Source organism: Haloactinopolyspora sp., from assembly GCF_027324685.1.
Lineage (GTDB): Bacteria > Actinomycetota > Actinomycetes > Jiangellales > Jiangellaceae > Haloactinopolyspora.
The window spans coordinates 1-12,349 of sequence record NZ_DAHVSH010000182.1 but is presented as its reverse complement, the minus strand read 5'-3'; the positions used below and the strand labels follow the sequence as shown (position 1 = coordinate 12,349).

General features: G+C 68.3%; 16 protein-coding genes. 14 read left to right on the top strand and 2 right to left on the bottom strand.

What is annotated here, in order from left to right:
- Positions 1-10 precede the first annotated feature (10 nt).
- Genes M6444_RS19815 through M6444_RS19805 form a run of 3 tightly spaced genes read left to right on the top strand, consistent with a single transcriptional unit; the run spans position 11 to position 4,447 of the window.
- Positions 11-1,855, top strand: a complete 1,845-nt coding sequence (locus M6444_RS19815; RefSeq protein WP_298331386.1) for a fumarylacetoacetate hydrolase family protein — start codon at positions 11-13, stop codon at positions 1,853-1,855.
- A complete protein-coding gene (locus tag M6444_RS19810) occupies positions 1,852-3,159 on the top strand; it encodes a sulfatase (RefSeq protein ID WP_298331384.1) in 1,308 nt (435 codons plus the stop codon). Before M6444_RS19815 ends, M6444_RS19810 begins: the two co-directional genes overlap by 4 nt.
- Positions 3,152-4,447: a sulfatase gene (locus M6444_RS19805; RefSeq protein ID WP_298331382.1), complete on the top strand. Its 1,296-nt coding sequence runs from the start codon at positions 3,152-3,154 to the stop codon at positions 4,445-4,447. Before M6444_RS19810 ends, M6444_RS19805 begins: the two co-directional genes overlap by 8 nt.
- A 10-nt stretch (positions 4,448-4,457) precedes the next feature.
- Here the strand turns inward: M6444_RS19805 and M6444_RS19800 are convergent, their stop codons facing one another.
- Positions 4,458-5,825: a hypothetical protein gene (locus M6444_RS19800; protein ID WP_298331380.1), complete on the bottom strand. Its 1,368-nt coding sequence runs from the start codon at positions 5,823-5,825 to the stop codon at positions 4,458-4,460.
- 99 nt (positions 5,826-5,924) lie between these two features.
- Between M6444_RS19800 and M6444_RS19795 the strand changes: the two genes are divergently transcribed.
- From M6444_RS19795 to M6444_RS19745, 11 genes are all read left to right on the top strand, one after another.
- Positions 5,925-6,146 (top strand): hypothetical protein, encoded by a 222-nt coding sequence (locus M6444_RS19795; RefSeq protein ID WP_298331379.1) that lies wholly within the window; start codon positions 5,925-5,927, stop codon positions 6,144-6,146.
- A gap of 108 nt (positions 6,147-6,254) precedes the next feature.
- The gene (locus M6444_RS19790; RefSeq protein ID WP_298331378.1) at positions 6,255-6,959 is read left to right on the top strand and encodes a hypothetical protein; all 705 of its coding nucleotides are present in this window, start codon (positions 6,255-6,257) and stop codon (positions 6,957-6,959) included.
- 6 nt (positions 6,960-6,965) lie between these two features.
- On the top strand, positions 6,966-8,021 hold the full coding sequence (locus tag M6444_RS19785; RefSeq protein WP_298331377.1) for an SRPBCC family protein: 1,056 nt from the start codon (positions 6,966-6,968) through the stop codon (positions 8,019-8,021).
- An 18-nt stretch (positions 8,022-8,039) separates the two neighbouring features.
- Positions 8,040-8,459: a gas vesicle protein GvpJ gene (gvpJ, locus tag M6444_RS19780; RefSeq protein ID WP_298331376.1), complete on the top strand. Its 420-nt coding sequence runs from the start codon at positions 8,040-8,042 to the stop codon at positions 8,457-8,459.
- On the top strand, positions 8,456-9,235 hold the full coding sequence (locus tag M6444_RS19775) for a GvpL/GvpF family gas vesicle protein (protein ID WP_298331374.1): 780 nt from the start codon (positions 8,456-8,458) through the stop codon (positions 9,233-9,235). The genes gvpJ (M6444_RS19780) and M6444_RS19775 overlap by 4 nt, the downstream gene beginning before the upstream one ends.
- Before the next feature lie 2 nt (positions 9,236-9,237).
- The gene (gene ccmI, locus M6444_RS19770) at positions 9,238-9,489 is read left to right on the top strand and encodes a c-type cytochrome biogenesis protein CcmI (RefSeq protein WP_298331372.1); all 252 of its coding nucleotides are present in this window, start codon (positions 9,238-9,240) and stop codon (positions 9,487-9,489) included.
- 4 nt (positions 9,490-9,493) lie between these two features.
- Complete coding sequence (locus M6444_RS19765; RefSeq protein WP_298331371.1) at positions 9,494-9,889, top strand: gas vesicle protein; 396 nt, start codon at positions 9,494-9,496, stop codon at positions 9,887-9,889.
- A 17-nt stretch (positions 9,890-9,906) separates the two neighbouring features.
- Positions 9,907-10,224, top strand: a complete 318-nt coding sequence (gene gvpJ / locus M6444_RS19760) for a gas vesicle protein GvpJ (protein WP_363326438.1) — start codon at positions 9,907-9,909, stop codon at positions 10,222-10,224.
- On the top strand, positions 10,217-10,996 hold the full coding sequence (locus M6444_RS19755; RefSeq protein WP_298331368.1) for a GvpL/GvpF family gas vesicle protein: 780 nt from the start codon (positions 10,217-10,219) through the stop codon (positions 10,994-10,996). Before gvpJ (M6444_RS19760) ends, M6444_RS19755 begins: the two co-directional genes overlap by 8 nt.
- Positions 10,993-11,181 (top strand): gas vesicle protein, encoded by a 189-nt coding sequence (locus tag M6444_RS19750; RefSeq protein WP_298331366.1) that lies wholly within the window; start codon positions 10,993-10,995, stop codon positions 11,179-11,181. Before M6444_RS19755 ends, M6444_RS19750 begins: the two co-directional genes overlap by 4 nt.
- Positions 11,182-11,183: 2 nt before the next feature.
- The gene (locus M6444_RS19745; RefSeq protein WP_298331364.1) at positions 11,184-11,489 is read left to right on the top strand and encodes a gas vesicle protein K; all 306 of its coding nucleotides are present in this window, start codon (positions 11,184-11,186) and stop codon (positions 11,487-11,489) included.
- Between the two features lie 11 nt (positions 11,490-11,500).
- On the opposite strand, the gene M6444_RS19740 is transcribed toward M6444_RS19745, so the two are convergent.
- Positions 11,501-12,181, bottom strand: coding sequence for a GAF and ANTAR domain-containing protein (locus M6444_RS19740; RefSeq protein WP_298331362.1), 681 nt, complete (start codon positions 12,179-12,181; stop codon positions 11,501-11,503).
- Positions 12,182-12,349: the final 168 nt, after the last annotated feature.

Sequence of the window (12,349 nt, the reverse complement as noted above, 5' to 3'; positions counted from 1 at the left end):
GGATCGACGCGTGCGACTGGCCAGCTTTGTCGCCGATGGCGGCGAACGATGGGGGTTCGTGCTCGACGAACCCGGCACCGGGACGGCGTGGGTGCTCGAGCCCGGCCGCGCCGAGGCGTTCCTCGCCGCGTACGCGTCGATCCCGTCGTCGGGTCTCATCGCCACTCGGCCACGGTTTCTCGGCGAGCCCTGGCCGGGCACGCTCACCGAGTTCCTCGCCCTCGGCGACGAGGGCATGGCGGTACTGTCCCGGCTGGTGACCTACGTTCGGCGGTTCGTGGCGAGCGCGGACGCGGCGCTGTTCCCACGCTCAGGCCACCCGGTCGCCGAGGTCGAGCTGCTCGCTCCCATCCCGCGGCCCCGCCTCTACTGGGGGCTGGTCACCAACGCTGCGTCGTTCGTCCGCAACAACCCGAAGACCCCCATCGTCAACCTGTTCCCGCTCGGGCACCATCGCCCGCAAGGGGCGGCGATCGGCGCCGGGGCTCCGGTCACGTTCCGCAACGGGCATCACCAGCCGCTGATGTCGTTCAACGTCGAGCTCGGCGTGGTGATCGGCGCACCCGGCCGATACATCCCGATCGAGCGGGCGATGGATCACGTGGCCGGTTACACGGTGGTCAACGACGTCGCCGGGACGTACTACTACGGCATCGTCCCCGGCAACGCGGGCCGTGGATATTCACTGCCGGACGGCTACAGCGACTGGCTGTATCAGGTGACGGCCTCGTGGGCCGGCAAGAAGGCCGACAGCCTCGCACCCATGGGGCCGTACCTGGTGACGAAAGACGAGGTCGGCAACCCCTACGACCTGCTGATGTACACGCGGCAGTCGGGGTGGACTCGTGACCGCGCGCACACCGGGGCGATGCTGTTGGGCATCGAACGGGTCATCGCCTGGTACTCGTCGTTCGCCTCGCTGTACCCGGGCGACGTCATCCACTTCGCGACGATGGGGGTCGACGGCCTGCCGGTCCCCGCCGCCGAGGCCGCGGGTCCCGATACACGGTTGGATGTCGAGATCGAGGACATCGGCACCCTGGTGAACCCGGTGGCCGTGGCCGACAGCCCCGGCGACGCGGCCGAGCGGTCCGCGGTGCCACTGGAGTCGCACCCGTCGTATGCGGTACGTGAGGTCGCCACGTCACCAGGTGCGGTCCTGGAGTCGCCGCAGCAGTGGTCGGCCGGATCGGCCCGGCATTTCTACACCTCGTTCGGCAACTACGCGGGGGCCGAACAGGCCGAGAACCTGCCCCGGCTGGAGGTGCCGCGCTTCCTGAACGGCCCGGCCAGCTCGCTCGGCGTCAGCGGATCGCCCGTCGAGATTCCGCCACGAGCCGGCGACCTCGTCGTGAGCATCGAGCTGGCCGTCGTCGTCCGTGCGCTGGCGGCCGACGTGGCCGATGGGAACGAGCTCGTCTTGGGCTACACGCCGATGGTGTCGCTGTCGGACCGCTCGTTCGCCGACGCGGTGGTGGAGCCGGCCCGGGCGGGTGAACGGGGGATCTGCGCCATGTACGGCCGGTGGGCCGACGGGTTCAACGTCGTGCGCGCGGCACCGGCCCCGTTGCCGGACCATGACTGGCAGGATCGGGAGATGACACTGCACGTCGGCGAGACCGTGGTGCGCGGTTCCACATCGGCCTACATCGCCGGTCCGCAACGGTTGCTCGCCACGATCTCGGCCATGATCACTCTTTTTCCCGGGGACGTGATCACGCTCGGCGCGACCGAGGTGAGGGTCGTGCTCAGCAAAGATCACTACGAGGCCGGCGTGGTGGTGCGCGGCGAGATCGAGGGCCTCGGCGAGGTGCACGCCGAACTCGTGCCGCACCACTCGGCGAGCGGGGCATGACCACCGCCGAGCGCCCCAACATCGTGCTGATCCACTGGCACGACGTCGGCACTCATCTGGGTGCGTACGGTCACGGCGACGTGACCAGTCCCGCCATCGACGAGCTGGCGGCTCAGGGACTCCGGTTCGACCGCGCGTTCTGCACCACACCCTTGTGCAGTCCGGCCCGGGGCTCGCTGTTCACCGGCCGATACCCGCACAACCACGGGTTGATGGGCCTGGTGAACAGAGGCTGGGAGTACCGCCCAGGCCAGCGCACCGCGCCGGCGCTGCTGTCCGAGCTCGGCTACCGAACCGCTCTCATCGGTCAGCAGCACGAGAGCCGGGACCCGTCCCGGCTCGGTTTCGACGAGCTGTACCCCTGGGATGCAGGCGCGGCGCGATGCGGCCCGGTGTCGGCGAAGGCGGTGGAGTGGCTCGAGTCCGCACCGGCCGAGCCGTTCTTCTTGACGGTCGGGTTCTTCGAGACGCACCGTCCGTACCCGGCGGCGCAGTACCCACCGGTGGATCCGGCCTCGGTGGATGTTCCGCCATTCCTGCCGGACAACCACCACACCCGGGGGGATCTGGCCGGATTCCTCGGCTCGATCCGCGTGGCCGATGCCGCCACCGGCCGCGTCCTCGATGCCATCGAGCGGACCGGGCTCGCCGAGTCCACCCTGGTCCTGTTCACGACCGACCACGGGATCGCGTTTCCGCGAGCGAAGGGCACGCTGTACGACCCGGGCATCCGAGTGGCGTTGCTCGCCCGCCCGCCCCGCGCGTGGCACGTCGCGGCTGGCACGGCGGACGGGCTGATCAGTCATGTGGACGTGCTGCCCACCCTGCTCGACCTCGCCGGTGGCCAGATTCCGCCGTCTGTCCAAGGGACCAGTTTCGCCGCGGTCCTGCGCGGTGAACCCGCTGAACCACGCACGGAGATTTTCGCCGAGAAGAACTTCCACGACGAGTACGACCCGATCCGCTGCATTCGCACGGACCGCTTCGCCTACATCCGCAACCTCGAGCCGGGAACGCCGATGCGGCTGTCAGGTGACATCGAAGCGGCCCCGGTGCGCTCGGGCCTGGGCGAGGACCATCTGCGGCCCCGGCCGGTCGAAGAACTCTACGATCTCGACGCCGATCCGTGGCAACTGCGCGATCTCGCCCCGGATCCCGCCTACACCCAGGTGAAGCGCGAGCTCACGGCACGCCTCGAAGCGTGGATGGCCGAGACGAACGACCCGGTCCTGTCCGGAGCTGTCGACACGCCGCGGCTACCACCAGGCACACCCGGCAGGAAGGACACCAAGCACGATGAGTGATCAGGCGGCGCCATCGACTCGACCGAACGTCGTGTTGGTGGTGATGGACGACCTCGGCTACGGCGATCTCGGGTGCATGGGCAACCCGATCCTGCGCACGCCACGCATCGATTCCATCGCCGCCAACGGCATCACGCTGCGGCACATGTACGCGGCGTCGTCGGTGTGCACACCGTCGCGGGCGGCCCTGATGACCGGGCGGTATCCGCAGCGGGTCGGGTTGCCGCGGGTGCTGAATCCGCGGGACGGCGCCGGCCTGTCGTCCTGGGAGTACACGCTGCCGCAGATGTTGCGTGACGCCGGGTACCGCACGGCGATGTTCGGCAAGTGGCACCTGGGGTGCCGCCCGGAGCATTATCCGACCCGGCACGGCTTCGACGAGTACGCCGGGCTGCTCTACAGCAACGACATGCATCCGGTGGAGCTGTTCGACGGCGAGGAGATCTCGGCCACCGACGTCGATCAGGCGGCACTGACCGGTTCTTACACCGACCAGGCCATCGACTTCATCGAACGGCACGCCGGCGAGCCGTTCTTCGTCTACGTCGCGCACACGATGCCCCACGTGCCGCTGCACGTGACCGACGAGTTCCGCGGCTGTTCGGCCGGCGGAACGTACGGTGACGTCGTCGAATGCCTCGATCACCACATCGGGCGACTGCTCGACACGATCGCCGACCTCGGGCTGGCCGACGACACCATCGTCATGGTCACCAGCGACAACGGTCCGTGGTTCGAAGGCAGTACCGGCGGGCTGCGCGGCACCAAGATCCACACCTATGAGGGCGGCGTCCGGGTGCCGTTCGTCGCCCAGTGGCCGGGACACATACCCGCGGGCGCGGTGTCGGACGAGCCGGTGTGCCTGTTCGATCTGCTGCCGACGTTGGCGGCGCTGGGCGGTGGGGAGTTGCCGCACGACCGGCCGATCGACGGCGTCGACATCTCGGCCGTGCTCTCCGGCGCATCGCTTCGGCAGCCGCGAACGCTGTACTTCTTCCACTGGTGGACGCTCAACGCCGTGCGCTCCGGCCGGTGGAAGTTGCACCTCGACCGGCATCCGCGCGATCCGAACCGGGCGCATGGGCGTGAGCTGCCGCAGTTGTTCGACCTCGAACTCGACCCGGCCGAGACCTACGACCTGAAAGACCGCCACCCCGACGTCCTGGACCAGCTCACCGCACGCGCCGCGAGTTTCGCCACCGAGATCACCGACCAGCAACTGGCAGCCGAAGCCCGTGCGGCCGGTCGGAAGTCGGTGCCGGCGGGCGCTGGGGCCGGAGCCCGCTAGCTGCGTCGGGTCAGGGCGACCCGCCGGCGGTGTCACGCACCATGTCGATGGCGGCCTCGACCAGACGCTCGACCGTCCCAGGCTGATAGCGGGTGCTGCCGACTTCGTACCCGAGGTGGTCGAAGTCGCTGAGGCAGGGCAGGTAGCTCTCGGCTCGATGGGCGTAGCCGACGAGCAACACCCCGTCACCCAACGCGTTGCGCAGGCGGGCCGCCGCGCCGTGGAGAGGTTCGCCGGGCAGGGCCACGAGCCGCAGGTTCTCGCCGATGGTGAGCACCTGGACGGGCAAGGTGCTGGTCGCGCCCGACGGGAGATCGACGCCCAAGTACGGCGGGTTCTCGCCCATCAGGTCCTCGATCCACCACCGTGCTCGCCGGGCGATCGCCGTCGTGTGTTCGGCCGATGTCCGCGCGCTGGCGATGGCGTGGTCGGCGTCAGCGAGTTCCGCCCGGACCGTGTCGGCGGTGAGTGGTTCTTTGGTCTCGACCTGGACGTGGCGCACCTGCCCCCGCAACCGTGCGCCGTCGACGGCGCGGGCCACCGACGGCATCGGAGCGGCGACCTTCATGCCCCGGCTGAGGTTCATCGTCCAGTTGTCTCGGGCCGCACGCTGGGCGGTCAGGATCGCATCAGCGGCACGGGTGCCGACCTGCCGCCCGAACAGGCGCATGTCGCCCGGGCTGTGATCGTGAAAGATCGGATTCGCGTCGCCGGCGAAGCCCTGAAAGAACACGGCCTGCCCGCCGCAGATCTCCTCGACGGTGTCGCAGACGACGCCCGGATAGTCGCGTGAGTAGGCGACGGTGTCGCCGTCCAACACGGTCGGGTGACAGGCCATCGTCACGATCGAGGCGATGACCTCGTCCGCGGTATCCGACACGGCCAGGAGGACCGAACCGGTGCCGTCCACGGTGCCGGCCGGCTCGCGCCGGTGCCGGACGAGCTCGGCGGCGGAGAAGCCGGTATGGAACAGCCGCGCGGGGACGGCCACACGTTCGGCGGCCAGGGCGCATCGCTGCGCGGCAGCGGAGAGCTCCTGGTGCAATGCGGTGCTGCCAGGCCCGGCGATGGCCGGTCCGCAGTGCGTGTGCGTGGCGCTCACCAGAACGTGCTGGGTGTTGATACTCAACGCGGCGGCGATGTCGGCAGCCACGGTGTCCACGAGCTGCGTCGGCACGTAGAGCAGGTCGAAAGCGACCAGGGCGAGGACGCTGCGCCCCTGGCGGATGACGACGACTCGGCAGAACAAGTCGTCCAGGACGCCGTCCGACGAGCCCGCCCGCGACGCGTAGCCGCCCATGGCACCGCCTGGCTGCGGAGTGACCACCTCGGCCGCGACGCCCACCTGGACTGCTGCCGCCTCCTGCCCGGCTCCCATGATCGCCGACGTTATCACCCGGGATGTCACGAACGACCGTGGATGATCATGGAAAGCGGGTACGCAGCGCGCAACCGTCGTCGTCCATTGGAGGACCTCATGCCGACCAACGGCGAACACTCCGCGCGCGAAGCGCTCCTGGCTGCCTTGCTGCGCAAGGTGGAGAGCGATACGTATCCGTCGACCACGATGCTCGACATCATCGAGAGCTTGCTCACCGAAGACGAAGTGCCGGGATACGTGCAGTTCCTGGTCGACCGGATCGACGAAGACCTCTATCCGAGTATTCCGATGATCCGCCGGGTCCAGGCCCTGGTGTGAGGTGGTGCGGCGCGAAGGCGCCGGCCCTGGTCGTTTGTGTCCGGGCGGTAGGGGTACCGGTCAGATCGTGACAAACCGAACCATTCCTGCGAGTGCGGGAGAACGTCGATGACTTCCTCGAGTGCGCGGATCGCTGCGGCGGTGGCCAGCGGCTACCTGCTGGGACGCAGGAGAAAGATCAAGCTGGCAATCATGGTTGGCGGTCTGCTGGCCGGCAAACGGATCGCCACGACGCCTCGAGGCCTGCTGAAGCAGGCGAACGAGTACATCGAGGCGAATCCCGAGCTCGCCAAGTTGTCCGAGAGCGTTCGCACCACGCTGATGGACTCGGCCCGCCAGGCTGCGGTCGGCACCGCCAGCAACCGCATCAACCGGCTCAGCGACACCATCCACGAGCGCGTCGGCAAGCTCGCCGTCATCGAGCCGTCCGCCGACGGTGCAGAAGGTGACGCCGAGCAGGAGGCGGAGGAGGAACGGGAGCCGGACGCAGCGGCGCAGCCGGACGAGGAGAAACAGTCCGAGGTAGAGGCGCAGCCGGACGAGGAACAGCCGGATGAGGAACAGCCCGAGGGGGAGGCGCAGCCGGACGAGGAGCAGCCGGACGAGGAGAAACAACCCGCCCGCAAGGCGAGCGCCAAGAAGGCCGCGCCGAAGAAGCGTCAGGCAGCGAAGAAGACGGCCGCGACCAAGTCGACCGCCAAGAAGTCGGCGTCCGGATCGTCGGCTACGGCGAAGAAGTCGACCTCGTCGCGCGGGTCGAGGACGGCGAAGAAGGCCGGGTCCCAGTCCGGAGCGGCCAGGACGCGGGGGTGACATGACATGGCGACCGAGACCGACGAACCGAGAACATCGCCACTGCAGTCCATCATGGATGAACTGCCGCTGGACCGGTTGAAGGACGAAGCCAAGCAGGGCGCACAAGCGCTGAGTCAATGGGCGCTGCAGTCGGCGACCAGCCGGATCACCGACCTCACCAGCAAGTTCGACAGTGTCGGCGACGGTGGCGTGGCCAAGGAAGCCGCCAAGGGCGCCGTGGAGGACTCCTCACCGGTCAAGGGTGCGGTCAAGGGCGGACTACGCGGAGCCTTCGACTCTGCCAAGGACAAGATCGGCGACATCATGCCCGGTGGCAGCTCGGGTAGTGGCGGCAAGGAAGCGACCCGGTCGACGAACATCATCGAAGAGATCGACATCGGGCTGCCGGTCGACGTCGTCTACAACCAGTGGACGCAGCTGCAGGACTTTCCCCGCTTCATGAAGAAGGTCGAAAGCGTCGAGCAGGAGTCCGACGAGAAGGTCACCTTCCAGGCCCAGGTGCTGTGGTCGCACCGTACGTGGGACGCGACGATCATCGAGCAGGTCCCCGATGAGCTCATCGTCTGGCGCTCGACTGGCGAGAAGGGACATGTCGACGGGGCTGTGACGTTTCACGAGCTAGCGCCCCGCCTGACGCGGGTGATCGTCGTCCTGGAGTACTACCCGAAGGGCTTCTTCGAGCGCACCGGGAACATCTGGCGGGCGCAGGGGCGTCGAGCGCGCTTGGAGCTGAAGCACTTCCGCCGCCACGTGATGATGAACCTTTTGCCCGATCCCGATCAGGTCGAGGGCTGGCGCGGCGAGATCCACGACAGCGAAGTGGTCGCCGGACACGGTGAAGCCGAATCGGATCAGGAGTCCGTCGCGGACGAGGCCGGCGAGGAGTACGAAGACGAGCCCGCCGATGACGAGTTCGAGGACGAGGCCGCCGAGGAGGAGTACGAGGACGAGCCCGAGGACGAGGAACTCGAAGACGAGGCCGCCGAAGACGAAGAGGAACCCATCGAGGACGAAGCGGACGAGGAACCGCCTCGTCGCCGACGTCGAAGCACACGCTGAAAACCGAAGGGTGATCGCATGACCGTGATGAATCAGTCGCGTGGCGGGCGCGGCCAACTGGAACGGCCGTCGCCGAGCGGACTCGCTGAAGTCATCGACATCATTCTCGACAAGGGCATGGTGATCGACGCCTACGTGCGGGTCTCGCTCGTCGGCATCGAGTTGCTCACCATCGATGCCCGCATCGTCATCGCGAGTGTCGACACGTACTTGCGATTCGCCGAGGCGACGAACCGTCTCGACCTGTACGAGAAGGGCGGCAAGGACCTCACCACGCTCATGGGCGACGGTGCGCGCGAGGGCGCCAAGGGCAAGACCTCCGGCGCGATCGAAGGCATCAAGGAAGCCGTCACCGGCGGCGATGACGACGACGAACAGCCTCGACGGCGGCCTGCCAAGGCGACCAGCTCGCGTCGGCGAAGGAGCGAGTCCGAATGACCGTCACTCATCAACAGCGCGCCGGCGGCGGCGTGCCGTCGGCCGGGCAGGCGTCGTACGTCTACGCCATCGTGCCGGCAGCGACCGAGCTCGTACCCGACCTCGCCGGTCTGGACGACCAGCCGGTCGGTCTCATCCGCCACGGCTCCGTGGGCGCGATCGTGGGCTCGGTACCGTCAGGTCGCCCGCTCGGGCGGCGCAACGACCTGATCGCCCACATGCGAGTCGTGGACGTCATGGCCACGCAGGGACCGACCGTGCCGGTTCGGTTCGGGTCGGTCCTCACCGACGCCGCCGAGGTCGAGTCGGACCTGCTCGCGCCGAACACGTCGTATTTCAGCGACGTGCTGGCCTACGTCGCCGGTCGGCGTCAGTTCATCGTCCGCGGTCGTTACGACGAAGAGACGGTGCTGGCCGAGATCGTGTCCGAACGCCGCGACATCGCTGAGCTCAGGGACCGCACGCGCGAACTGCCCGACGACGTCGGGCTGGCGGAGAAGGTTCACCTCGGTGAACTCGTCTCGCACGCCCTGGACGCCAAACGCGCCGACGACGCACGCGCCGTCCTCGAGCGGTTGCGCCCGCACGCGGTGGACTGGAACACACGCGCGTCGGCGGACGTGGACGATCTCATCCATGTGTCGTTGCTGGTCGACGACCACGACCGGGACACCTTCGAGGAGGCCGCGGAAGCCGCCGCGACCGCCCTGGCCGGCCGGGCCAGACTGCGCCTGCTGGGCCCGTCGGCGGCCTACGACTTCGTTCCGGACGTCTGACGATGGGCCTGTTCACCGGATTGTTGACGCTGCCCCTCGCGCCGGTTCGCGGCGTGGCCGCCGTTGCGGAGGTGGTGCGCGAACAGGCTGAACGTGAGTACTACGACCCCGCCGTCATCCGTCGCAAGCTGGAGGAGATCGAACGCCAGCGAGCCGAGGGGACGCTGTCCGAGCAGGACGCCGAGGCGATGGAGGACGAACTGACCGCTCGACTCATCCAGCAACCCCTCGGCCCGGTCGACGAGGAGCGTTGACACCATGGCGACATCGAAGACATCGGAGTCGAAGTCGAGTGCATCGGGCTCGAAGTTGAGCACGTCGTCGAGATCGAGCACATCGGGGTCGCGATCGAGCACGTCGGGGAACAAGCAGGCACGAGCCGCGCCGAGCGGAAGAAAGCCGGCCATCTCCGACGTGGTCGCCCGGGCAGGTGAGGCCCTGACCGCCATGACCGGACACGACATCGAGGGCGTGGTGGGCATCGAACGCCTCGACGACGGATGGCGCGTGCAGATCGAAGTCGTGGAACTGCGTCGAATACCCGCCACGACCGACCTGCTCGCCGTGTACGAAGTCGATCTCGACGCCGATGCGGAGCTCAGCGGGCTGCGGCGGATGCGCCGGTACCACCGTGGGCAGCCGAGGGAGGACTGACGAACGTGACCAACGGTATGAGCAGGCCCGCGCCGGCGCGGCCGTACGGGTCGGCAGTAGCCGCCGCGCCGCAGCCGGCGAACATCGCCGACGTGCTGGAACGCGTGCTGGACAAGGGCATCGTGATCGCCGGCGACATCCGAGTCAACCTGCTGGACATCGAACTCCTCACGATCAAGATCCGGCTCTTGATCGCCTCGGTCGATCGCGCCCAGGAGATGGGGATCGATTGGTGGCGGCGCGACCCGTTGCTCTCCGACGACCAGAACGATCTCATCGAGGAGAACGAACGCTTGCGTCAGAAGATCGAGTCGCTGGAGTCGTCGAATGAGTGAACCGGCGTGCTATCTCTACGGCATCAGCCGCCACGTCGGCGCGGCTGATCTGGACGGTATTCGTGGCCTCGGCGGCGAACCGGTACGACCAGTCGAGAGCGACTCCGGCCTGGTCGGCATCGTGAACACCGTCGACCTCGACGACTTCGGCGAGGAAGCGCTGGAGCGCAGCCTCCAAGACCTCACCTGGCTGGCCGAGACGGCCCAGACACACCATGCCGTCCTGTGCGACGTCGCGGCCAGAGCACCGGTCGCACCATTGCGTCTGGCCACGGTGTGCCTGGGCGAATCCAGCGTGCGGGCTCGGTTGGACCGCTCGGCAGCGGACTTGCACAGCAGCCTCGACCTGATCTCCGGGCGCGCGGAATGGAGCGTCAAGGTCTTCGCCGAACCGCCGGCACCGGTCGAAGACCTCGCCGGGGCCGCGTCGTCGGCAGCGCCGGCCGGAAGCGGGCGCGAGTACCTCGCCCGGCGCCAAGCCCAGGTCAGTAGCCGCCACCAAGCCGCCGAGCGGGCGGCCACGGTGGCCAACGACGTGTACGCCGAGGTGAGTCGGCACTCGAGCGACACGCGCAGGCTGGCACCACAGGACGCACGGCTGACCGGCGAGACCGTGCCGATGACGCTCAACGCGGCGTGCCTGGTCGGCGCTGAGGACACGCCCGCGTTCTGTGCGGCCGTGGAGTCGCTGCGCGGGCGCTACGAACAGTCGCGTATCGAGTACGCAGGGCCGTGGCCGGCCTACTCCTTCGTCTCGGTGGGTGAGCCATGACCCAGGCGTTGGCCCCCGCCGTCCCGCCGGGGCAGATCGCTTTGGTGGACCTGCTCGACCGGCTACTTGGCACCGGGGTCGTGCTGGCCGGTGACGTCACGATCTCGTTGGCCGGCGTCGACCTCGTCCGGCTGGAGTTGCGCGCGTTGCTCAGCTCGGTCCGGGCAGCGCAGGAAGGCGGCTGAGTATGAGCACACCGCGACTGCCGAGCATCCTCCCGCAGCGGTTGGAGACCGACCCGGATTCGGTGGAACGCGACCTGTTCAAGCTCGTTCTCACCATCATCGAACTGATCAGGCAGCTCATGGAGCGGCAGGCCCTGCGCCGCGTCGACCAAGGTGACCTCAGCGACGAGCAGGTCGAGGCGCTGGGGGTGGCGCTCATGCGGCTCGACCAGGCGATGGCGGAGCTGCGCGGCCGCTACGACCTGAGCGTCGAAGATCTCAACATCGACCTCGGGCCGCTCGGCCCGCTGCTGGCCACCGACGCGTGAGCCCAGGCGGGTCAGATGTCGCTCGCGCGCCGAGTCTGGATGATCGCGGCCGCGGTTTCGCGTAGTTCGGAGTGCTGCTCGGTCGAACGACGGCGAAGCATCGCGAACGCCTGTTCAGCGTCGACGCCGTAGCGTTCCATGAGGATGCCTTCGGCCTGACCGACCATGTTGGACACGTCGACCTGCTCGCGGAGGCGATCCTCGGCGGCTGACGACATCAGGGCCACGGAGGCGTGCCGGGCGAACGCGGAGCCGAGTTCGAGCTCGTCCGGGCCGAACGCGCCCGGGGCTTCGGCGTAGAAGTCGGCCACCCCGACGCGTTGATCCGGCGTGCCGAGAGCCACGGCCATCATGCTGCGCCAGTTCAGGTCCGCGGCGCGGGCCGCCCACTCCGGCCACCGCTCCTCGGTGGTGAGGTCGTGGACGACGATCGCCGTCCCGTCGTGCATACAACTCAACGACGGACCGTCAGCGAGCCTGATCTGCAGGTCGTGGGCCCTGCTCACCAGCCGATGGGTGCAGGCGGCCGACCGCATCGATCCGTCCGGCCGCCGGGTGAGCAGCCCGGTGTCGCCCGTACCGACGAGGTGCCATGCGTGGCGGGTCAGGGCGGCCAAGGTGCGATTGGGGCTGCGCTCTTCGTGGAGATCCATCGCCACAGTGGCGAGTACCTGGGGGGCGTCAGGTCGCATGGGCATCCGCCTCTCGGAACGTCCGGGCTTGCCGGCGCCCTGGCCGGCAGTTCCGCGAGCCAATCCATCGTCTAATTCGCCACTTGAGCACAAAACGATGGGCACGCAAACCGGTTTGCCCGAAGTAAACCTTCTCCCACCACCCGGTTTCTCCGGCGCCAGTGAAAT

Bases quoted from the DNA above. Each gene is read 5' to 3' on its own strand.
- M6444_RS19810 (WP_298331384.1), top strand. From the start codon at position 1,852: ATGACCACCGCCGAGCGCCCCAACATCGTGCTGATCCACTGGCACGAC.
- M6444_RS19805 (WP_298331382.1), top strand. From the start codon at position 3,152: ATGAGTGATCAGGCGGCGCCATCGACTCGACCGAACGTCGTGTTGGTG.
- M6444_RS19800 (WP_298331380.1), bottom strand. From the start codon at position 5,825: ATGGGAGCCGGGCAGGAGGCGGCAGCAGTCCAGGTGGGCGTCGCGGCC.
- M6444_RS19795 (WP_298331379.1), top strand. From the start codon at position 5,925: ATGCCGACCAACGGCGAACACTCCGCGCGCGAAGCGCTCCTGGCTGCC.
- M6444_RS19790 (WP_298331378.1), top strand. From the start codon at position 6,255: ATGACTTCCTCGAGTGCGCGGATCGCTGCGGCGGTGGCCAGCGGCTAC.
- M6444_RS19785 (WP_298331377.1), top strand. From the start codon at position 6,966: ATGGCGACCGAGACCGACGAACCGAGAACATCGCCACTGCAGTCCATC.
- gvpJ (WP_298331376.1), top strand. From the start codon at position 8,040: ATGACCGTGATGAATCAGTCGCGTGGCGGGCGCGGCCAACTGGAACGG.
- M6444_RS19775 (WP_298331374.1), top strand. From the start codon at position 8,456: ATGACCGTCACTCATCAACAGCGCGCCGGCGGCGGCGTGCCGTCGGCC.
- ccmI (WP_298331372.1), top strand. From the start codon at position 9,238: ATGGGCCTGTTCACCGGATTGTTGACGCTGCCCCTCGCGCCGGTTCGC.
- M6444_RS19765 (WP_298331371.1), top strand. From the start codon at position 9,494: ATGGCGACATCGAAGACATCGGAGTCGAAGTCGAGTGCATCGGGCTCG.
- gvpJ (WP_363326438.1), top strand. From the start codon at position 9,907: ATGAGCAGGCCCGCGCCGGCGCGGCCGTACGGGTCGGCAGTAGCCGCC.
- M6444_RS19755 (WP_298331368.1), top strand. From the start codon at position 10,217: ATGAGTGAACCGGCGTGCTATCTCTACGGCATCAGCCGCCACGTCGGC.
- M6444_RS19750 (WP_298331366.1), top strand. From the start codon at position 10,993: ATGACCCAGGCGTTGGCCCCCGCCGTCCCGCCGGGGCAGATCGCTTTG.
- M6444_RS19745 (WP_298331364.1), top strand. From the start codon at position 11,184: ATGAGCACACCGCGACTGCCGAGCATCCTCCCGCAGCGGTTGGAGACC.
- M6444_RS19740 (WP_298331362.1), bottom strand. From the start codon at position 12,181: ATGCGACCTGACGCCCCCCAGGTACTCGCCACTGTGGCGATGGATCTC.